This window comes from Mangrovibacterium lignilyticum (assembly GCF_010882175.1).
Classification (GTDB): domain Bacteria; phylum Bacteroidota; class Bacteroidia; order Bacteroidales; family Prolixibacteraceae; genus Mangrovibacterium; species Mangrovibacterium lignilyticum.
On sequence record NZ_WKLH01000002.1, the window covers coordinates 789,307 to 809,967 of the forward strand.

Genomic DNA, 20,661 nt, shown 5'->3' on the forward strand with positions numbered 1-20,661 from the left:
TCTTCAAAGTTTGGCATAAATTCGAAAACAATTGGCTAATTATAAGAAATACGCCTCGAAAATTAATAAGAAATTTGCACCCGAATTATCTGAGGGAAAGAATATGAGGAAAGTTTTAGGGCTTTTGACGGTCAGTTTAAGCTTGCTAACACCATGCCTGGCACAAGAAATGAAAGCTGACAGTTTGCCTTTGAGCTTAGAGGATGCCTGGCAAAGAGCCGACGACTATAGCCTGGAGTTGCGCTCGAAACGACTGGATCAACAAATCAACAACGAGCATATACAGGACGCCCAACAACAAAGGCTTCCCCGCGTGGAGGCGAGTGCCAGTTATGGGAAATTAGCCAACATCCCTGTTTTTGTGGATGGTATTTTGAATGAACCGGAGTACATTCCAATCGAGGACCATTCGACCTACGATGTAGGAATGGAAGCTTACTTCAACCTGTACAACGGGCACAAAACAAAACTGGCTATTGAAAAGGCCCGGTCGCAAGCCGACCTGTCGGAACATATTGCACAGGCCACGCAATCGGAGATTCATTACGAAGTGGCTCAGTATTACCTGGACATCTTGCGTTCAAAAGAATTCGGTGAAATTATTGAGCACAACATTGCCCGCAACGAGCAACGCCTGTCACAAATTACGCAGCTTTATCAAAACGGCGTGGTGCTGAAAAGCGACCTGCTTCGGGCACAGTTGCAGCTGTCGCAACAAAAGATAAACCGGCAAAAGATGCTGAACAATGTCGGTATTGCGAGTCAAAAGCTGAATCAGATTTTAGGCTTTGAGGATAATCATCCGCTTAGGCTTGCCGATAGCATATCCTTTACAACGCTTGATTCGGAACGTCAATATGCCGATTATGTGGCCTTGGCTATGGAACAGTCGCCTTTTGAGAAAATGGCTGAAACGCAAATTAGCTTAAGCGAGCTTAATGAGCAGGAAGTGAAGGCGGAAAAGCGACCAAGAATTGGTTTGTTTGGTGAGTACAGCTATTCCTATCCGCAGATTATGCTGTACCCCTATTCGAATTCGCCCTACCTGCTTGGAGTTGCCGGAATTAAGATTTCGTATGATCTCTCGTCGCTTTATACTCACAAACACAAACACGCTGCTGCCAGTCTGCAGGTGCAACAACAACAGGTGGCCAAAGCAAATACCGAAGAAAGCCTGCGAAGCAAAATTAAAACGGCTTACCTGCACTTCCGGGAGGACCAGGATAATATTGACGTGAGTAAGATTAATATTCAGCAGGCCGAAGAAAACTACCGGATCGTCCATCAAACCTATTTCAACAAGCTGTCTTTGTTAACCGATTTACTGGAAGCAGATACTGAACTGTTGCGAGCGCAGTTCGATTTGGTTAACAACTACATTTCAGCACGCCTACACTTCTATCAGTTACAAAAAATTACAGGTCAATTATAATGAGCGATAAGTTAGAAAAATACCGAAAAGTAGATCATGTGGTTTTAAAAATATCCTATGCGGTGGCCTTGGTCATTCTTGCCGCCTTGCTGGTCTGGGGAGCGTTAAAGCTGTTTCGTTTTTCCCAATACGAAGAAACCAATGATGCCCAGGTTATGGAATACATTAACCCGATATTGAGCCGTACCAAAGGCTTTGTGCAGGAAATCAGGTTTCAGGACCATCAACAAATTTCGAAGGGTGATACCTTGGTTGTTCTCGATAAAAATGAAGCCCTGGTGCGCTTGCAGGAAGTGAAAGCGGAGATTGCCTCGGCCGAAGCTCAGCTACAGGTTTTGCAGTCTAATATTCATGTGGCTTCGAGTGGTGCCAACATCCACCAGGCACAAATTAGTGCTGCTGAAGCGCAATTATGGAAACAGCAAAAAGATTTTGAGCGTTACCAGGAATTGCTGAAAGGCGAAGCAGTTACCCTGCAACAGTTCGAAGCGGTAAAAACCCAACTGGAGATCGCCAAATCGAACTATCAAACGGTGAAGAACACCTATCTTAATTCGCAGGATCAGATAACTGATGCCGAAGCAAGAATAGCAGTGGCCAAAGCGAACCTGGAACAAAAGAAAGCCCAGCTGGAACGCGTGAAGCTCGATCTTCAATACACCGTTATTTCCGCTCCGTCAGATGGTTTTATGGGAACAAAGAAACTGCAGGTGGGGCAATACATTCAGACCGGGCAAACGATCGGCTACATGGTCGACAAACAACAAGGGTTATGGGTGGTTGCCAATTTTCAGGAAACACAGATTGCGGCGATTCATGAAGGACAACAAGCTCTGATAACCATAGATGCTTATCCGGGTGAGTCTTTTCAGGGAACTATTGAATCGTTCTCGCCGGCTACCGGATCGCAGTTTAGCCTGTTACCGTCAGACAATGCCACCGGCAATTTTGTGAAGGTTACCCAGCGCTTCCCGGTGAAGATTCAATTTACAGGGAGTAACCCGGTGCTGAGCAAACTAAAGGCCGGGATGAATGCGGAAGTTTCCGTTATAAAGGAATAAGCGATGCCAAATGACAATAACAACAAGATTTTTAAGGATTGGGTGCCTACCTGGTTAGTCTTCTTTTCCTTATTTCTCTTTTTAGTGCCCATTGCTGCTGCTTTGGGCATTTATATGGGAGGGATGAGCACCGCCTCCAGTTATTATGGAGTCGATACAATCGATATCCGCTATTCGGTTGTCATTTACTACCTGGCCATTGTTGTCAGTTTTCCGCTAGAGGCCCGGTTCTCGGGGAACTTCACCTCCAAGCCCTATTTGATTGGCTGTGTCGCTGTTTCCATCTTCATTAACGGCATCCTTTATGTCAGCCACAGTTTCGCCCTGCTTCTGGTCATGCGCTTTGTGGCAGGAACAATCTCGTTGGGCTCAATAGGCATCGTCTTCACCTTGGTTTTTAGTCAGTTTCACGAACAGCGAAGCCGTGTTCTGGGATACGCCACCATGTATGCGACCTTGTTCGGATCGGCTCCCCTATCCTATTTACTGGATGCCTGGCTCTTTTCCAATTTCAATTTCAACAGTGTGTTTCTATTCGGTGTTTTTGGCGCCCTCCCCGGATTGATCTTGCTGTGCGTCATTCTTCGGAATGATATTGACCTGAGACGAAATGGAAAGACGTCACTAAAATCATTGGATTGGGCTAGTTATGTGCTGTACGCATCAGCAATGCTCACACTGGCTTACTTTATTTTGTATGGTCAGTATTACCAATGGTTGCAAAGCCGGAGAATGGTTTTTTGTTTGGGTGCCGCCCTGGTTCTGCTGGTCTTGTTCCTGATCAGGCAACTCATTTTGAAGACTCCGTTCATTGATTTGCGGGTTTTCAAGTCTCGCAATTTTAGAATTGGCATGGGCCTGTTGGTTTTATTCTACCTGGGCAAAGGCGATATGAGTTTGCTGTCGGGTTTTATAAGCAACAGCGTTAACCTGGATGTGTATCACTACGGCTATGTCATGTTAATCAATTTCGTTGGTATTGTCGTCGGTGTGTTTCTGGCTGCCCGTTATCTGCTGGAAGGCATGCGAATACGAATCATCTGGATGATGGGATTTGGGGCACTTTTAGGCTACCACCTTTTCAGCTTGTCGATTATAAACACCCAGGCTGAAATAAGCGATCTTCTGTTACCTTTGTTTTTACAAGGATTGGGTAACGGCATGCTGATAATTTCCATTGTTCTGTTTTATGTGACGGCAGTGCCGCCCGAGATTGGCTTTTCCGCATCGGTAACCGGTGTTGCTTTCCGGGCATGTACGTTTACAAGTGCGATGGCCCTCACCAATGCTTCAGGATTGTACTTCAGAAAGATTCATCAACAAAGCTTTAGCAGCTCTATTACCCAGGCAGATCCCTTACTGGCAGATCGTTTAACGCAGTACAAACAAGCCCTGCTGGAAGGTGGTGCATCCATCCCGGAGAGTCGTTCCGGAGCGATGAGACTGTTGGGAAAAACGGTGGCCAATCAAAACAATTTGCTGTTCATCAAAGACTATTTCTTCTACATGAGTTGTTTGCTTATACTTGTATTGATAGCTATTGCGACCATTCCTCATTTCAGCTACCACATCAAAAAAATCAAGACAAAGTTGATTCCGGTATAAAGACCCACTTGCGATTGCACCACGAATTCAGACGATCGCAAGAGCTTTCAACTTTCACATTGGCATGGGCGATCTGCTTTCCAAGCCGGATGGAAGGGACTGGATTGCCTTTCTACGGACCCGAACAACACCCATTCTGAAAACAAGCCGGCCAGCCTGTTGAACGACTACCATATTTTTAGTCCGCCCCTCCTTTCCCGACTCCAACCGGCAAAGCAACGCTTCCGATCTCTAATAAACTGTCCAACAAGAATAAGCGACAAGCCTCAACTGAAAAAACCAGTTCAAATCGTCTGAATAATTAAACTATTTGCGTATCTTCTGTACTCAAAATAAATCAGCAGAAATTTCAAAAAAGAAGTTGACGACAAAATAAAGCCTCACTAGGCAGTTTCGGTTGATTAAACGGGCTGCTGACGACCAAATACGACAGAAAATGAGGCCAACAGAAAGAACAGTTAATCACAAAAACACGCAAACACATGGCAATTTTTAATCTTAAAATCAACGGTAAGCAACATGAAGTGGATGTCGACCCGTCCACTCCCATGCTTTGGGTACTCAGGGATCATCTCAACCTGGTTGGAACTAAGTTTGGTTGTGGAATGGCTCAATGCGGAGCCTGTACCATTCTTGTAAATGGCTTCGCTGTGCGTTCGTGTATTACTTTTGTGGATTCAGTTGGCGATCAGGAAATAACGACCATTGAAGGGCTTTCTGAAAACGGAGACCATCCGCTTCAAAAAGCATGGATCGAACACGATGTTCCGCAATGTGGTTATTGCCAGTCGGGACAGATCATGAACGCTGCCGGTTTGTTAATGAGTAATCCCCATCCCAGCGATGCCGATATTGAAGCGGCCATGAATGGCAATATTTGCCGTTGTGGTACTTACAACCGAATTAAAGCAGCAATTAAAACGGCCGCGAACTCTTAGGGGACTTTCCGGTCCAATCGCATCACAAATTACCTTGTTGACAGATGAATAGTTAATCTAAAATCAAGTGACATGACAATTGTAAAGACAAAATTCAATAGACGTTCCTTTCTGAAAAGTTCTGTATTAGCGGGTGGAGGCATGCTGATTGGCTTTAACTGGCTGGCGGCTTCCTGTAGCACAAATGCGCCCAAAGGCCTGACGATTCCCGACGAGTGGTTCGAAATCAATGGTTATTTGAAGATTGGTGAAAACGGAGTGGTCACAATCATGTCTCCCAATCCCGAAATTGGACAAAATGTCAAAACGTCCATGCCGATGATTGTGGCGGAAGAACTGGATGTAGACTGGAAAAATGTAATTGTTGAACAGGCGCCGCTTAACACCGACATTTTTGACCGGCAGCTCGCCGGAGGAAGTGATTCTATCAGACAAAGCTGGAATGCGCTCCGCGTGGCCGGTGCATCAGCCTGCAAAATGCTGAAAGAAGCTGCAGCCCAAAAGTGGGATGTTCCGGTCGAAGAAATCACAACCGAATTGGGGGTCTTGTTTCATCAAAACAGTGGTAAAAAGATAGGCTATGGCGAAGTCGCTTCAGCGGCAGCAGTACTGCCCGTTCCGGAAGAAGTGGAACTGAAAGATTTGACAGATTTTAAAATTATCGGGACATCCAAGAAAAATGTGGATGGATTTAAGATCGCAACCGGTCAGCCCTTATTTGGTCTTGATTACAAAAAAGAAGGGATGCTAATCGCCATGATTGCCCATCCTCCGGCATTTGGCATGAAACTGAAATCATTCGACGCAACCGAAGCGAAGGCCATGCCGGGTATTTTAGACGTTTTTAGTTTCAAAACCTACACCGAGGACTATGCATTACAGTGGTCCGATACAAGCTCATTCCCCGAGCTGGTGGCCATTGTTGGTCAATCGACCTGGGAAGTCATGAATGCCAAGTTGATGTTAACGGTAGAATGGGAGCCCTTTGCTGATTATGAAATGAATGCCGCAGGCTGGGGAGCAGGAGTTCAAAAGGTGACAGTACCTGCCGGGCTTGAAAGTACAAGCGGTCACAATGCAAAGATGGCAGCCGCCGCAGCTAAACCCGGTCGAACAGAACGCAAGGACGGCAAGCCGGAAGAAGCCTTCAAAAAGGCTGCGAAAGTGATTGAACGTGCCTATACGGCTCCTTTTCTGGCTCACAGTCCAATGGAACCGATGAATTTCTTTGCCGATGTCACAGACGATGAAGCGGTATTAGTTGGACCAATCCAATCTCCCGAATATATGGAAAAGACCTTGTCAGCGCGACTGGGCTTGCCACTCGAAAAAATCGACATCCAGATGACCCGAATGGGCGGTGGATTTGGACGTCGTTTGTACGGACACTTTATGGTTGAAGCTGCTTTGATTTCGAGAACGATGAAAGCACCAGTGAAACTGATATACTCGCGGGAAGATGAAATGACCTTTGGAATCTATCGCCCGGCTTATCATGCTTTATACCGGGCAGCACTTGATGCAGATAATAATCTCATTGGCTTCCACGTCAAAATGGGTGGTATCCCCGAACATGCCCTTCACGCAAACAGATTCCCGGCAGGAGCTGTCGATAACTATTTGGCCGAAAGCTGGACCATTGAGTCCAACATTAGCGTTGGAGCGATGAGGGCACCAGGCTCCAACTTCAATGCTGTGGCGGAACAGTCATTCCTCGATGAAGTGGCTGAAGCGGCAGGCAAAGATCCGATCCAATTTCGTCTCGACCTGTTGAATCGGGCCATGGAGAAGCCCGTCGGTGAGAATAACGATTACGATGCTGCAAGATATGCCGGCGTACTTGAACTTGTACGCGAAAAATCAGGATGGGACACCGGATCAGGCAACAAGAACCGCGGCGTGTCCGCTTATTTTTGCCATCATTCGTATGTGGCAAATGTGCTGGATATTGAGCTTGAGAATGGCGAACCTGTCATTCAAAAAGTTTACGCGGCCATTGATTGCGGCATTGTTGTCAATAAAGATGCAGCGGTTAACATGACCGAAGGAGGCATTATTGATGGAATTGGGCAGTCCATGTATGGCCAACTCACCTTTACCGATGGTCAACCGGATCAAAATAATTTCGATGCTTATCGGCTTATTCGTCATACCGAGGCACCAAAATCAATTGAAGTCCATTTTGTTGACAATGATATTCATCCGACCGGACTCGGCGAACCGCCTTACCCTCCGGTGATGGCGGCACTGGCAAATGCCTTGTACAAAGCAACCGGCGAACGGTACTACCATCAACCATTTATCAAAAACACGTTCGAGCTATCGTAGTCAAAAAAGAAATCTTTGGGAGCATGACACACGAAATCAAGCAATTGTTTCATACGCTGAAAAACTGGCAACAACAGGGTGAAAAAGCTGTTTTTGTTTCAGTTGTAGCCCTCGATGGCTCATCATACCGGCGTCCGGGGGTTCGTATGATTATCAATGACTCGGGCGAAATGGCAGGCGCCGTTAGCGGAGGCTGTGTTGAAAAAGAAATAGAGCGGCAAGCGCAAAGTGTTTTCCGAACGGGGATCGCTAAACTAATCAGTTACGATGGCCGCTTGCGAATCGGATGCGAGGGCATTATTTACATGCTCATTGAACCGGCTTATCTAAGCGAAGAACTTTTGAATGCGTTCGATTCGCTGCTGAAAAAACGGCAACCTTTCAAAATGGAAACTTACTACCAGCTGACGATTGGAGAAACAGCAACAGCTGGTACACTGATTCATTTTCCCGGCAGGGTATTCCCGTTAAATCCAGCATTCAACAGCAATCAAGCTGAAAAGCAAGCGTGTTTCGCCCAACATTTCGAACCGCTGTTTCAACTTTATATTTTTGGCGCAGAGCATGATGCAGTGCACTTGTCACAAGCTGCCAACCTACTCGGATGGGAAGTAACCATTGTCGCATCTGCCGACGAACCAAAGTCCTGTGATTACTTTCCCGGCGCTGACTCGTTAATCACACCTGCCTTCGACGCCATTGGCAAGCTGGTGTTAGATGAACAAACCGCCGTTGTATTGATGACGCACAGTTTCAATAAAGATGTTCAGTATTTGCTCGCGTTGAAAAATATCCACCCGGCCTACCTTGGAATGATTGGTTCGATAAAACGACGCGAACGGGTACTTTCCATGCTGATGGATTACGATCCGGAGATATCGCCGGAATTCCTTGACCTGATTCACGGTCCGGCTGGAATCAATATCGGCGCCGAAAGTGCATCGGAAATTGCTGTTTCCATTTTAGCTGAAATTCTGAGTGTAATCCGACATCAAAAACCAATCGCTTTGCGGGAAAAGGTAGGCTCAATTCATGGCTAAAATCTGCATATTACTGTTAGCCGCGGGAGAATCGTCCCGGATGGGACAAGCCAAACAACTCCTCCCCTGGGGTAATTCCACGCTGATTGAGCATCAACTTGAAAAGCTGCTCGCCACGGGACATCCGGTATTCGTTGTTTTAGGTTCGCGGGCCGATCAAATCAGTTCCCTGATCGAAAAATACCCGGTTACAATGCTGATCAATGAGCAGTGGCAAACCGGGATGGGCAGCTCCATTTCCGCCGGAGTCAGTCACCTCATGAAAACGCTTCCTGAAACTGAAGGCATACTAATTACATTAATTGACCAACCGATGGTAACAACGGAGTATCTCAACAAGCTAACAGCGGAATTCACGCCTCGACTGAATCAAATAATCGCATCGCAATCAGCCGATGGCTGGCGCGGCGTTCCCGCGTTATTTGATCAAAAATACGTCAATGATTTAATGAATCTGAAAGGGCAAAAAGGTGCGAAACGACTAATCCGCGAATTTAGCGACCAGGTGATTTGTCTTGAATCAAACCAGAAGTTGGATGATATGGATACAACCGAACGCTATGAACAATTGCTGGCTGAATACCTAAAAAACAGCCCTTCAATTAAAGGTCGCTAAAAGCCCTACTGCTTGTTCTTCCCGATCAATCCGTTCTCCGCCTGTGTGGATTGAGTTCCTCGTATCGTTGATTCAGCAAAACCGAAACGACAAGTAAATTTCAGTTTGTCACTTTCCTTCTTAGTTGCCATTAATTCGCAAAACGATATTTCGTTATCTTTGAAACCAAACAACAACCCAACAGCTCTAAACTCCATGATCGAAAATTTGGCTTTCAAAATATTCAAATCAAAATATTTCGTCGGTCCCATTGCAACAGTATCACTGTTTTTCGCTGCTATTGCTGTTTACTTTTCCCTAATTCCTGATCAAACCATCTTTCCCAACTCCGATTTATATAATTACGATTCTTACACCGACGAATCAGATGGTGGAAAATCACAAATAGAGCGTTTTTCGGTAACAGATTCGCTACTTTGTTTGAAATTCAGATTAAATGAAGGCTTTTTCAGTCCATACGCCGGCTTAAGCATCACACCAAAAACAAGCCACTGTATTGAAGCAAAACGATACAATCAAATCTCCGTTCAAATGCGGGGAATCCGAATTGATCGGGTTGGCATTGCCTTATACAACCCACCACTGAGTGACCAGAAAAACAAGACGCAGGATGAAACGCTTTACCATTCTTATTTAAGCATATCCGATCAACCCGAAACTTACCATATTCCTTTTGGGCAGCTTAAGCATCCGGAATGGTGGGAAGATCTGCACCAAATGACGGAAACAAACAACGACCAAATCGATTTAACAGAGATTCTTCACCTGAATATTGGTTCCGCATTTTCTCCGGATATCGACGAACTAAAAACACTGGAGATCTATTCAGTCGCTTTCACTAGAAACAATCGTCGGCTTTATACCACATTGACCTTCGCTTATCTCGCCCTCGTTTCGTTGATCTATGGATCTCTTTATGCCGTCATGTCCGGGAAACATAAGACGACACGGATCCTGGTGTCCTATCAACCGGTAGAAACCACTGAGGAAAAAACAAGCGACGAAAAATGTATGGCGTATATCAACCGGAATTTTCACAATAGCGAACTGAACCTCGATCTTGTTGCAAAAGAAACAGGTATCCCACAGCGTCGAATAACCAATGCCATTAATGCCGGTTTTAACTGCAACTTCAAAACCTACATCAACCGAATCAGAATAAACGAAGCCAAACGATTGTTAGCCGAATCGGACCTGAATATTGGGGAAATTGCTTACAAAGTCGGCTTTAACAGTCAAAGCCATTTCAACCGGGTATTTAAAAGTGAACTGGACACAAGTCCATCTGCCTATCGAACTAACAAGCAAGCATAGGCCGACCGGTGCGATTGGTCTCTCGACAAACGAAAAGATCCGGCGCCAACAGGTTTACCAATCCGGTTAAGTCCCTGACGATTGATACACCCTGGTCATTAATTAGCTGACTAAATTTTTAAGCTTGAGCCCCCACTTTTCGGGCCCAAACACGGTCCGGCACGTCGGAAAAACGGCCAGTCTGAAAATGCGTTGAGGTCAATGAAAGACATCACTTCCCGGTTGATTCCCCGGAAAGGAGTTGGGAAGTAACCCGCAGGTATTCTGTTTCGCTGAGTTTATAGCTTGTTTGGGCTTCGATCAGCTCGCTCGAGGCTCTTTGCCATTGCGTTTGCGCAATCAAGAGGTCTGTCATCAGTTCGCGACCGACATCGTAATTGTCCTTGCTGACACGCAAATTTTCGGCGGCTTGTAGGAGCGCATCTTCCGAAATTTGAATGCGTAGAGCAGCATCTTTCAGGTTGAGTTTCGCTTTCCGGATCTCCAGCTGCATCAGTTGTTTATTCTTTTCCAATTCCTGTTCTTTGATGCTTTTGACAACCTGGGCTGCTGCAACTTTTTGTCGCCCTTCACCCCAATTAAACAGTGGAATTTTCACATTCGCCATCACATTAACCATCCCCTCGTTAATCTTGTTGTCGCTCAATTCAACATGGCCCAAATAATCGTAGCCCGCGCTAAGACCTATTGTTGGCAGGTAATCGGACCGAACGTTACTTATGCGTTTTTCTTCCAACTCAATATTCTTGTTGAGCAGACGATATTCGGGTCTTAAAGTAACATCTTCGTCACCGGTTTGCTGCCGGAATTCATCCGAAACAACACGAATAGAATCTGTTTTGATGGCGGTTGCAAAGTCTAAACCGGTAACCCGACAAAGCGACATACGGGTTAACTCCAGACCGCTTTGGGCTTTTTGTAAATCAAGCCGCGCCTTATCGAATTCAACCTGGACTTTCAACACTTCGTTTCGCTTCGCCAAGCCAACATCGTAGCTATCCTGAGCACCTTTCAGCAAAGCTCCCAACATGTAGAGATTGGTTTCCGCCAACTTCACTTTCGACTGTACCGACACGTAAAGCCAGTACGACTTATCGGCCTCCACAATTGTTCGCATACGTTGAATATCCAGATTTTCTTTGGCCATTTCAACGCCGATGTCAGCCATTCGGTTACCCGAGCTTATTTTGCCACCGGTAAAAATAGCCTGTTCTACCTTAATACCCGCCAGGTAAGCCCCTTTCAAACTTAACTCGAGTGGCAGAAAGGCATATAAACTAAACAACTGACTTCCATCACTTCCGACAAGCGGTTGCCCGTTCTGATCGAGGATTAAATTGGGCTGCAGTTCACCGGTTACACCATCGGCTGTGTAAGTTGGCAAATACATTTCGCTTCCAAAATCATCGGCCAAATAGATTCCGGTGGCCGAAGCCGATATAACAGGCAGGTAACTGGTGCGGGCTGCTTTTTGATCGTATACAGACTTGTCCAGCGTGGATTCCGCAATCTTCAAATCCTCGCTTTTCTTCAGGGCCATTTGCCTGGCTTTATGCAATGTCATGTATTCCTGAGCCTGCATCGTTGTTGCGGCCAGAAGCAAGAACAAACTGTATATCATTTTCTTCCTCATAAAGCTTCGTCTATTCAACATTTATATGCCCCATAAATCCGGTTTATTATACGAGTACGATTTCTCGTCCGACAGATACTCCTTGTCTTTCCGTCTTATTATTTTCAGATAAAGGACAGGAATGGTTATTAAAGCCATGATCATACTCCAAACCACACCAAAAGCAATTACACTGGCCAGCGGAGCCCAAAGTGACGATCCGGATAAGATCATGGGAACAACTCCGAAGGCAGCCGACATCGCCGTTAAAAAAATCGGTCGCAAACGCCTCTCGGCAGCATCCATGGCCGCGGTTCTGATATCCATCCCCAGGTTGATGAGTTCATTGGTATGTTCAATCAGGATGATCGCATTACGAACCACAATGCCCGACAAACTGATAATTCCGAGAAAAGCAGTGAAGCCAAAGTTACTTTCGGTGATTGCCAGGCCCGAAACAGCACCAAAAAGGCTCAAGGGTATGGTGAGCATGACAAAACTGACTTCTTTAATATTTCGAAACTGGAATAACAGGATCAGAAAAATAGCCACCAAACTGATCCCCAGGGCAACAATCATTTTCCCCATGACTTCCTGTTTGTTGTCCTGCTCACCACCATAGGCGATGCGGTAGCCAACCGGAAGTTTTATTTCAGCAATTTTAGGTTGAATTTCATTCAGCAAAGCAGATGGTAATACTTGTCGGGTTGTTTCGCTGCCAACTGTCAGACAGCGCATGCCATTGCGGTGCATAATTCTTCCGGCTTGCCATTGCGGTACAACCTGGGCAATCTGCCGCAAAGGAACGTTCTCACCTGTAACCGGCGATTCAATGTACATGTTTTCGAGGGCCTCAATACTCCTTCGCTTACTTTCGTCCATTCGCAGAACGATCGCTATGACATTATCACCTTCGTACATTCTTGAGACGGAAGCACCGCTGGTACTAATATACATGAGCTTGGCAACACTACCTGTTGTAAACCCGAGGCGCGAGGCCTGGTTATTCAATTGAATGCTGGCACCAAAATAGTCTTCCCGAAAATCATCGTGCACAAAGTGGCTCCCTATACTTTCCCGAAGAACATTTTTCACCGATGCTCCGATTTTTTTTAAGGTATGAATGTCGTCGCCAAAAATGCGTACCTCAACCGGAGACTGAAGCGGTAGCCCTTGTTGCATCAGCTTTACCTGAACCGTTCCCTCAGGCACCAGTGCCTCCACTTCCTGCGAAAGTTCTGCCGCCAGTTCATCGGTCGTTTTTTCACTGGTTGTATTAATCAGCATCTGAGCGTAATTGCTAACCGGAAATTCAGGCGAAAAATTGTAATAAACGCGGGGAGCGCTCATCCCCGTAAAGGTCGCATAGGAGACAACACGATCATCATCTTTAATCCAGCTTTCAACTTTCAAAATAGAGGCTAACGTTTGCTCGACTTTGGTACCGGTTGGCATCCATAATTCAACGACAAATTGATTTCGCTCGGCAGCGGGAAAGAATTTCTGCCCGACATACAATTGAAACAGCAGACCAGCCAAAGCAATTGTGAGCAAGCTACCGGCAACAGTCAGAAAGGCATGTTTAACGCACCATTGAATAATTTTGCCGTAACCGGTTTGCATGTGATCGAGCAAGGACTTTTTCTTTTCCTTCTGATCCCACCGCACAGTGCGATCATGTAACCCTTTTTTGATAAATGCAAAGCAAAGCATGGGCGTGAAGAACATCGCCACAACAAATGAAGATGCCAGCGCTACGGTAACAGTAATCGGCAGATCGTGAATAAACTCGCCAATAGCACCTTTTAAAATAGTCATCGGCAGAAAAGCTGCTATGATGGTGATGGTGGCCGTAAAAACCGGGATGACCAAATCATTGGCACTGCGCCAGGCGGCAGTCCAGCGATGCTCGCCACTATCCAGCAATTCAACGTAATTATCTGCCACCACGATTGCATCGTCAACAACCATCCCCAGCACCACGATCAAGGCAGCCAGCGAGACCTGGTGCAATTCAACCCCAATGGCGTGCAAAACAGTAAATGTTACGGCAATTGTGATCGGTATGGCAGTCGCAGCAACCGCTGCAATCCGGAAAGGAAGCAGCAACAAGATGACGACGATTACAGCTAGAATCGCGATTAGAAACTCACGCAAGAACCGACTGACATTTTCATCGACCAAAAGCGGCTGATTGGCCACAAGGCTTATCTCAACATTCGATGGGATCAGTTCCTTCACCACCGAAATAGCCGAATCAACCTGTTCGCCATATTTGACAATGTTGTTGCCTTCATTCATTTGCACTGAAACAATCACGGCTTTTTTGCCATTCACCCGAAGATCGTTTTCCGGTTCCTGGTATTCGCGCTTGATGGTCGCAATATCGCTCAGGCGGATCACTGATCCGATTTCGGAAGTGCCGATAACCTGATTCGCCAGCTCCGTTTCAGTATTGTAGTAACCTTCGGTATGCAGCGCGACATTATTCCGATCTGTTTTAATAACACCGGATGAACTAATGGTATTTTGCGATTGCAGGACCTTAACAACCCATTCCAGATTAACATGATATTGAGCTAATTTGTCCGGATTGAAGTAAACTGAAATTTGTTCCTTCTGCTCTCCAATGCGTTTAATTTTTGATGTTGCCGGAATTGTCCGGATGTGGTCTTCCAGTAACTTGGCATATTCCTTCAGCTGCGTATAGGAAGATTGATCAGACTCCACACTGATCAGCAAAGCCTCGGTGTCGCCAAAATCAGAATTAACAATTGGGCCAATAACTCCATCCGGCAATTCCAGCACTTTGGCTACAATCAGCTGGTGGCGAAGCTTACTCCAGAAAATTTCCGGATGGGTAATTCCGTCGTTCAACCAAACGTTAACAACCAACTCACCATCACAGGTCGTTGAATATGTTTTCTCTTTCCGGACCTCGGGGAATTGAAATAAGTACTCTTCAATCCGGGAGGTCAGTTGCTCTTCAACCTGAATAGCGGTTGCTCCCGGATAATAAGCAATTACCAATCCCATGGGTGATGATATTTGCGGATCTTCACGCCTTGGCATCGTCCATAACGAATAGATTCCGGCGACAAAAACCATCACCAGAACAGTTACGGAAACCTGCCTGTATTTTAAGGACGCTTTGACAAAATTCATCCCGGATTATTTAAAGTCACTGAAGAACCATTATTTAACTTCGACATTCCGGTGGTAATAACCAGGTCATTGGGCAACAATCCACTGGTAATTTCAATTTGATTTCCAATAATCCTCCCAACTGAGACCAAGCGTTTAAACGCCTTGTTTTTAACCGTGTCAACAACAAATACAAAGGATGAATTATCGGAATCCCGCAATATACAAGCGGCCGGAATAGCAATGTGAAAGGTCTCTTTATCGGTCTCCATTTGAATTTCGGCAGTCATTCCCGGCCGAAGCAGTAAACCCGAATTATCCAGTTCTATTTTTACGGAGAAGGTTCGCGTGGCAGGATCGGCCAATGCTCCGATTTCGACAATTTGACCTGTAAAGGTTGAATCGACCGAAGCGACATATACAAAAGCATCGCTACCGACCGACATATAACGGAGCTCCATCTCGGGTATTGCTCCCAAAACCTTTACTTTACTGATATCGGAAACCGCAAAAAGTTGCAGCCCTTTGTCGATAATCTCGCCCTCTTCAACGCCTTTCCGGATCAGGATTCCGTCAATTGGAGAATATAATTTTGAATCTCTTAAGTTTTTAGCCTGTAAACGCTGCTGAGCTTTAGCTGCTCTCAAAGACATGGTTATTTTAACCAGATCACTTTCTGACAGACTGTTTCGATTGTACAGTTCTTTCAAGCGATCATAATCATCCTGTAACTGATCAACCTGAGCATCAGCCATAACTTTGGCAATCTGGTAACTTTCCGGATCGATACTAGCCAGCAATTCACCGGCTCGCAGACTATCTCCTTCCTCAGCAGCTATGAAATTGATTTTTCCGGCAACCATAAAACCCAGGCGGACAGTCGTATTTCCTTCGATATTACCACTAAACGAGAGGCTTTTCCGGACTTCCATCGACGAGACTTTGAGCACTTCAACCATCGGCGGTTTTTCAGCATTAGCTGACTCATTCCCTCTAATCTTACATCCGGTTATTCCCAACAAAGCAATTAGCACGAACCCACATATTCTATTAAACCACATATCGAATGTTGATTTCAATTAGCAGGTAACTATATTGTTTGGGAGTGCGAGGTTGATTACCAATCAATTTACCACTTAATCTTCAAATTAAGGATATAAAATTGCGGCTAATCAATAAGTCACGTCATAATAAATATAAAGACAGCCTGTCGTCGCAGTTTATTATTCCGTTTTAATCCGGTAAAATGAGGTGGATAACGGAAGTCTATTTTACGGCCACATCCCACAATTTGGCCATGCGCGATTTTCCTGCGGGTCCTTCAACCCAAAGTACAACAAGGTATTTTCCAGCCTCGGCATATTCGTGAACCGGATTTTGTTCGGTTGACGTTTGTCCATCTCCAAAATCCCAACGCCACCTGGTCACTTCGCCATATGAATGATCAGTAAAAGCAACCCTCCGCTGATTTGGATCGATCAGCTTAAAAGCCCATTCTGCTTCAATTGGCTTTCGATAGCTGGAGTCAAGCGGCATGAGTTTGAAGGGCAATGCATAAGAGGCGTTGCCGTACATGGTGTGCTCTTTCGATAAATTCCAAAATCCATTGTTTGCTTCCTTATCTACATCATCGTAATCGATTACCGCCCAACAAAGACCGATCAACTTGTTTTCAGTCAGAACGGACTCCACGGCGCGCGAAGGATCATTGCCGGCATAGTCAAACGGAGTAACCCAGAATTCAAGCGTTAACTTACCGGACTCGCCGGGTTCGAAATCGTAGCCGTAAGCCGCATTGGCATAGGGCAGTTCCTTTATCCAGGGTTGGCTTCCCCACACCAACGTCCAGTCCTTTCCTTCTGCGGGCGTGAAAATATGGTAGTTCTGCGCATGCACGCCATGAAATGAGAAATATCGATCCATTTCGGAAAGTGACTGATTTGGGTGAAAACGATCAACAAACGGCCCTCCCGACTGATCACTGTCAACAATCAGCTCGAAGGTATCGTTATGCAAGCCGGGTTTCGAAAAATCCCAGTAATCATCGTAAGCTTCATACAAAAAGTACAACCGGTTCATTCCTTTCACCCAGCCAACCGTTACGCTGAAGTCCAGGTTATCCGGATTTGTTTCCGAATGCTTTTTGCTGTCATCCCACACTTCATTCATTCCAACCGTAAAGCCTTCAGGCACCAGGTCCCAATCGGAGCGATCGCCATTAATCACGGGAATTTGATTGGCCGGAAATTGAAAGACTTGAAATACACGATTATCCTGAGCTGTTGCGATCGACGCGTGAAAAGCAGCACAAGTAAAAAGAAAAACAAAAAGCAGCAATGATCTTCTCATGTCGGAGTTAATTTTAGGAGCAATTAGTCAGCCATGAAGATAAACATTCTGCAAATGAAAACCCTTTTATGCGATCGGCCTTTTAAAATCCGAAAACATAAACGGGTTGGTTTAGGTTCGTTCCACGGGCTACCAGTCCAACTACAAAACCAGCGTTTGTATTGAATGTGCCTGACTTTCTATTTGGACCGCTTTTCCTGCAATCCACAAATGATAGGGCGTGTCCTTCTCACTTGCATTCATCACGACAATCACCAAGCTGCCATCCGGATTTTCAAAGGCTGTACTTTCCAGAAAATCACGGCTGGTAGAACAACTGATGCGTTTGGCTCCGGGTTGAATAAATTTAGAGAAATGGCCAATGTAATAGTAACTATTGGTATAAATCAACTCTCCTGTTTGCGTATCGGCATGCACTGGTGCGAAACAAAAATTACCCACATGGTTTGGACCACCACGCTCGTCAAGCAATATATTCCAGTCAGTCCAGGCAACTGTTCCGGCATTAAAATCATGAATCATAGAATGACCATAACGCTCACCCAGCGCCCAATTACCGATGCGATCCATCCCGAAACGTTCCACACAGCCTTCTGTAAAAATCAGGTTCACATCCGGAAACGACTCTTTCACCCGTTTGAGGTTTTCGAACTGCATACCACCACCTGCCCAGGGTTCGTACCAGTGAAAGCCGACTCCCCAAACATATTTGGCTGCTTCCGGGTCATTCAACATGGTCGATGCCCGTTGGTAAACCAAATCGCGATTGTGATCCCATACAATCAATTTCTTATCGCCCATCCCTGCTTTTTCCAAGGCAGGCCCCAAGTAGTTTTTCACAAAATCACGCTCCTCTGTATCCGAGTAAACGCATGATTCCCAAATTTGAACAGCCATCGGCTCGTTTTGAACCGACAAGCCCCAAACAGGAATTCCTTCGGCCACATAAGCGTCTATGAACTTCACGTAGTGATTAGCCCAAGCCTGTTTATACTCGTCGAGTAAATGACCGCCATGCAAACGGTCGTTGTTATCTTTCATCCATGCCGGAGGACTCCAGGGGCTTGCAAACATTTTCAACTCACCTCCTGCAGCATCAATAGCTCTTTTTATAAACGGAATCCGGAATTGTCGGTCATGCTCAATACTAAATGTTTCGAGACTTCCATCATCCTCAGCCACGTAATCATAACTGGCAACCGAGAAATCACAACTGGCAATGTTGGTCCGGGCAAAATTGTAGCCAATTCCCTTTTCCTTGTCGTAATAAGCGGTTAAAAATTCCGCTTGTTTTTCTTCGGGTAACTTTGCAAACACTTCAGCCGAAGCGTCTGTCAGGGCACCACCAATACCAACAAAAGTTTGAAATTTGTGCTTCGGATCAACAAACACGCATGGCTGACGCTCGGTTGGCTGACCAAAATCTGCCATTTGTAGTTCCTGCACCTTCGTAATCTGATCGTCTGTATTTTCAGCCGTTTGAAAGACTTCCACCTTCGTCGGAACTCTTGTTATCGCGATCTCCTCCTTCACTTGCGGCTCCTGTTGTTTCGCCTGGCAAGCCATTAAAGCAAAGGTGATTCCCCAAAAAACATATTTGGTATTACTCATACGTTTTCCTATTAAAAATACAGCCCTGACATCAGTCAGGGCTGTATCAGTTATCAACTATCAATTGCTATACCTAAAACTAATATCCAGGATTTTGATCATCCGCACTCATCGCATTATTGGCAATAATCTCATTCTGAGGAATCGGAAACAATTCATTTTTATTGGCCTGATATCCGAGGTCACCCAGCTCCTGTGAAGCTAAATTCCAGCGAACCAGGTCCCAATAGCGACTACCTTCGAACGCTAACTCCAGTTCACGTTCCTTAACAATTGCCAGAAAAACATCGTCTGATGATGTAATATCATCCAATTGAGCACGTTCACGAACTTTATTCAATTCAGTAAGCGCCATGCCATCCTGACTATTGAAATGATAGGCTTCAGCAGCCATCAACAAAACATCGGCGTAACGAAGAATTCTCCAGTTGGTTGTGTAGTTCAATTCGCCAATTCCCTGATCGCTTGTTTCACCCGAACGAGTGACATATTTCATACGCATGTATCCTTCGTAATCGTGAGCATTGGGATCTCTAATCACGCCGCCGGTGGCCTCAAAATCAGCTGCGGAAATCAAAGTAGCAGCACCACGTACAACATCATTTTCAGCCTCAAATGCGTGACCTATTTTTGCAGAAGGCATATTGAATCCCCAACCATTGATAATTGGCAAAGTTGAATTACTCAAGTCGAATAAATCGCTCCGGGGCCCTTGTAACTGCACTTCGATATTACTTTCATTACCTCCACCCCAGGGGAAATTTCCCCAGTCATAAACTTCTTGTGCGGTGTACGAAATTTCGAAAAGAGACTCGTCGCCGAACTCTGTTTCTTTTGACCAAACATCTGCAAAATCAGGCACCAAATCATACTCGCCACTACTGATTACAGAAGCCAGCTGAGTTGCAGCATCGCTGTATTTTTGTTGATACAGGTATGCTTTTCCAAGGAAAGCCTGTGCTGTGCCTTTAGAGAACCGGAAAATATCAGCCGGATCATACTCGCTTTTCAACGGCAGATCAGGAATTGCTTCGGTAAAATCGGTTTCAATCTGGGCATAAATTTCGGCAGCAGTTGCCCGGGGTTGGTGATAAGCACCCTCATCTGTTGGATTTGTCGTCATTAACGGAACACCACCAAACAAAGTCACTAACTCCAGGTAAGTATAGGCACGAATCGCTTTGGCTTCGGCTATCATGGCCTTTTTCGCATCTGTATCTCCTTCAACCTTGTTTATGAGGGTGTTGGCCGAGTTGATTGTTTTATAAAAATTAGTCCAAATCAGTTCGAGCTTCACATTGTCGGTTTGGATCTTAAAGTCGTCAATGTTCTGATAACCGGTTTGGTCACCTTCACTTGAACCGGCCATACAATCGTCACCGGGAAGGTTTTTAATAAAGAAGACACTTGCCCAACTACCATTTGAAAAGTTGTGCTGCATCGAATTATAGACTCCAATCATGGCCGTTTTAACTTCATCATCTGTTTTCAGATATGATTCGCTGGTTAAGCGCCCCGTCGGTTCAACTTCAAGAAAGCTTTCGCTGCATGAGCTGAAAAGCAGAATTGAAAGACCTGCAATTAATTTATATCGATTTAAAAATTTCATTG

15 protein-coding genes are annotated in these 20,661 nt (G+C 45.4%); 8 read left to right on the forward strand and 7 right to left on the reverse strand.

The window, feature by feature from the left end; all coding sequences use genetic code 11:
- Nucleotides 1-103 precede the first annotated feature (103 nt).
- The 7 genes from GJV22_RS10475 to GJV22_RS10505 all read left to right on the forward strand — a co-directional run bounded on the left by GJV22_RS10475 (nt 104) and on the right by GJV22_RS10505 (nt 9,020).
- Nucleotides 104-1,432: a TolC family protein gene (locus tag GJV22_RS10475; protein WP_163712687.1), complete on the forward strand. Its 1,329-nt coding sequence runs from the start codon at nt 104-106 to the stop codon at nt 1,430-1,432.
- Complete coding sequence (locus GJV22_RS10480) at nt 1,432-2,493, forward strand: HlyD family secretion protein (RefSeq protein WP_163712689.1); 1,062 nt, start codon at nt 1,432-1,434, stop codon at nt 2,491-2,493. Before GJV22_RS10475 ends, GJV22_RS10480 begins: the two co-directional genes overlap by 1 nt.
- A gap of 3 nt (nt 2,494-2,496) precedes the next feature.
- A complete protein-coding gene (locus GJV22_RS10485; protein ID WP_163712691.1) occupies nt 2,497-4,098 on the forward strand; it encodes an MFS transporter in 1,602 nt (533 codons plus the stop codon).
- 482 nt (nt 4,099-4,580) lie between these two features.
- Complete coding sequence (locus tag GJV22_RS10490) at nt 4,581-5,036, forward strand: (2Fe-2S)-binding protein (RefSeq protein WP_163712694.1); 456 nt, start codon at nt 4,581-4,583, stop codon at nt 5,034-5,036.
- A gap of 72 nt (nt 5,037-5,108) precedes the next feature.
- Nucleotides 5,109-7,364, forward strand: coding sequence for a xanthine dehydrogenase family protein molybdopterin-binding subunit (locus tag GJV22_RS10495; RefSeq protein ID WP_163712697.1), 2,256 nt, complete (start codon nt 5,109-5,111; stop codon nt 7,362-7,364).
- Nucleotides 7,365-7,387: 23 nt separating this feature from the next.
- The gene (locus GJV22_RS10500; protein ID WP_163712701.1) at nt 7,388-8,404 is read left to right on the forward strand and encodes an XdhC family protein; all 1,017 of its coding nucleotides are present in this window, start codon (nt 7,388-7,390) and stop codon (nt 8,402-8,404) included.
- The gene (locus GJV22_RS10505) at nt 8,397-9,020 is read left to right on the forward strand and encodes a nucleotidyltransferase family protein (protein ID WP_163712703.1); all 624 of its coding nucleotides are present in this window, start codon (nt 8,397-8,399) and stop codon (nt 9,018-9,020) included. Before GJV22_RS10500 ends, GJV22_RS10505 begins: the two co-directional genes overlap by 8 nt.
- A gap of 5 nt (nt 9,021-9,025) precedes the next feature.
- Here the strand turns inward: GJV22_RS10505 and GJV22_RS10510 are convergent, their stop codons facing one another.
- The gene (locus tag GJV22_RS10510) at nt 9,026-9,217 is read right to left on the reverse strand and encodes a hypothetical protein (RefSeq protein WP_163712706.1); all 192 of its coding nucleotides are present in this window, start codon (nt 9,215-9,217) and stop codon (nt 9,026-9,028) included.
- Here GJV22_RS10510 and GJV22_RS10515 point away from each other — a divergent pair.
- A complete protein-coding gene (locus GJV22_RS10515; RefSeq protein ID WP_163712709.1) occupies nt 9,216-10,334 on the forward strand; it encodes a helix-turn-helix domain-containing protein in 1,119 nt (372 codons plus the stop codon). The genes GJV22_RS10510 and GJV22_RS10515 overlap by 2 nt on opposite strands.
- 211 nt (nt 10,335-10,545) lie before the next feature.
- Here the strand turns inward: GJV22_RS10515 and GJV22_RS10520 are convergent, their stop codons facing one another.
- The 6 genes from GJV22_RS10520 to GJV22_RS10545 all read right to left on the reverse strand — a co-directional run bounded on the left by GJV22_RS10520 (nt 10,546) and on the right by GJV22_RS10545 (nt 20,659).
- Nucleotides 10,546-11,967 (reverse strand): TolC family protein, encoded by a 1,422-nt coding sequence (locus tag GJV22_RS10520; protein WP_163712712.1) that lies wholly within the window; start codon nt 11,965-11,967, stop codon nt 10,546-10,548.
- A gap of 21 nt (nt 11,968-11,988) precedes the next feature.
- Entirely contained in the window at nt 11,989-15,111 is a 3,123-nt protein-coding gene (locus GJV22_RS10525; RefSeq protein ID WP_163712716.1) for an efflux RND transporter permease subunit, read from the reverse strand.
- Entirely contained in the window at nt 15,108-16,151 is a 1,044-nt protein-coding gene (locus GJV22_RS10530; RefSeq protein WP_163712721.1) for an efflux RND transporter periplasmic adaptor subunit, read from the reverse strand. Before GJV22_RS10530 ends, GJV22_RS10525 begins: the two co-directional genes overlap by 4 nt.
- 205 nt (nt 16,152-16,356) lie before the next feature.
- Nucleotides 16,357-17,439, reverse strand: a complete 1,083-nt coding sequence (locus tag GJV22_RS10535) for a PKD domain-containing protein (protein ID WP_163712724.1) — start codon at nt 17,437-17,439, stop codon at nt 16,357-16,359.
- 141 nt (nt 17,440-17,580) lie between these two features.
- A complete protein-coding gene (locus tag GJV22_RS10540; RefSeq protein ID WP_205461834.1) occupies nt 17,581-19,050 on the reverse strand; it encodes a glycoside hydrolase family 30 protein in 1,470 nt (489 codons plus the stop codon).
- Nucleotides 19,051-19,129: 79 nt separating this feature from the next.
- On the reverse strand, nt 19,130-20,659 hold the full coding sequence (locus GJV22_RS10545; protein WP_163712727.1) for a RagB/SusD family nutrient uptake outer membrane protein: 1,530 nt from the start codon (nt 20,657-20,659) through the stop codon (nt 19,130-19,132).
- Between the last annotated feature and the right edge of the window lie 2 nt (nt 20,660-20,661).

Bases quoted from the DNA above. Each gene is read 5' to 3' on its own strand.
- GJV22_RS10475 (WP_163712687.1), top strand. From the start codon at position 104: ATGAGGAAAGTTTTAGGGCTTTTGACGGTCAGTTTAAGCTTGCTAACA.
- GJV22_RS10480 (WP_163712689.1), top strand. From the start codon at position 1,432: ATGAGCGATAAGTTAGAAAAATACCGAAAAGTAGATCATGTGGTTTTA.
- GJV22_RS10485 (WP_163712691.1), top strand. From the start codon at position 2,497: ATGCCAAATGACAATAACAACAAGATTTTTAAGGATTGGGTGCCTACC.
- GJV22_RS10490 (WP_163712694.1), top strand. From the start codon at position 4,581: ATGGCAATTTTTAATCTTAAAATCAACGGTAAGCAACATGAAGTGGAT.
- GJV22_RS10495 (WP_163712697.1), top strand. From the start codon at position 5,109: ATGACAATTGTAAAGACAAAATTCAATAGACGTTCCTTTCTGAAAAGT.
- GJV22_RS10500 (WP_163712701.1), top strand. From the start codon at position 7,388: ATGACACACGAAATCAAGCAATTGTTTCATACGCTGAAAAACTGGCAA.
- GJV22_RS10505 (WP_163712703.1), top strand. From the start codon at position 8,397: ATGGCTAAAATCTGCATATTACTGTTAGCCGCGGGAGAATCGTCCCGG.
- GJV22_RS10515 (WP_163712709.1), top strand. From the start codon at position 9,216: ATGATCGAAAATTTGGCTTTCAAAATATTCAAATCAAAATATTTCGTC.
- GJV22_RS10510 (WP_163712706.1), bottom strand. From the start codon at position 9,217: ATGGAGTTTAGAGCTGTTGGGTTGTTGTTTGGTTTCAAAGATAACGAA.
- GJV22_RS10520 (WP_163712712.1), bottom strand. From the start codon at position 11,967: ATGAGGAAGAAAATGATATACAGTTTGTTCTTGCTTCTGGCCGCAACA.
- GJV22_RS10525 (WP_163712716.1), bottom strand. From the start codon at position 15,111: ATGAATTTTGTCAAAGCGTCCTTAAAATACAGGCAGGTTTCCGTAACT.
- GJV22_RS10530 (WP_163712721.1), bottom strand. From the start codon at position 16,151: ATGTGGTTTAATAGAATATGTGGGTTCGTGCTAATTGCTTTGTTGGGA.
- GJV22_RS10535 (WP_163712724.1), bottom strand. From the start codon at position 17,439: ATGAGAAGATCATTGCTGCTTTTTGTTTTTCTTTTTACTTGTGCTGCT.
- GJV22_RS10540 (WP_205461834.1), bottom strand. From the start codon at position 19,050: ATGAGTAATACCAAATATGTTTTTTGGGGAATCACCTTTGCTTTAATG.
- GJV22_RS10545 (WP_163712727.1), bottom strand. From the start codon at position 20,659: ATGAAATTTTTAAATCGATATAAATTAATTGCAGGTCTTTCAATTCTG.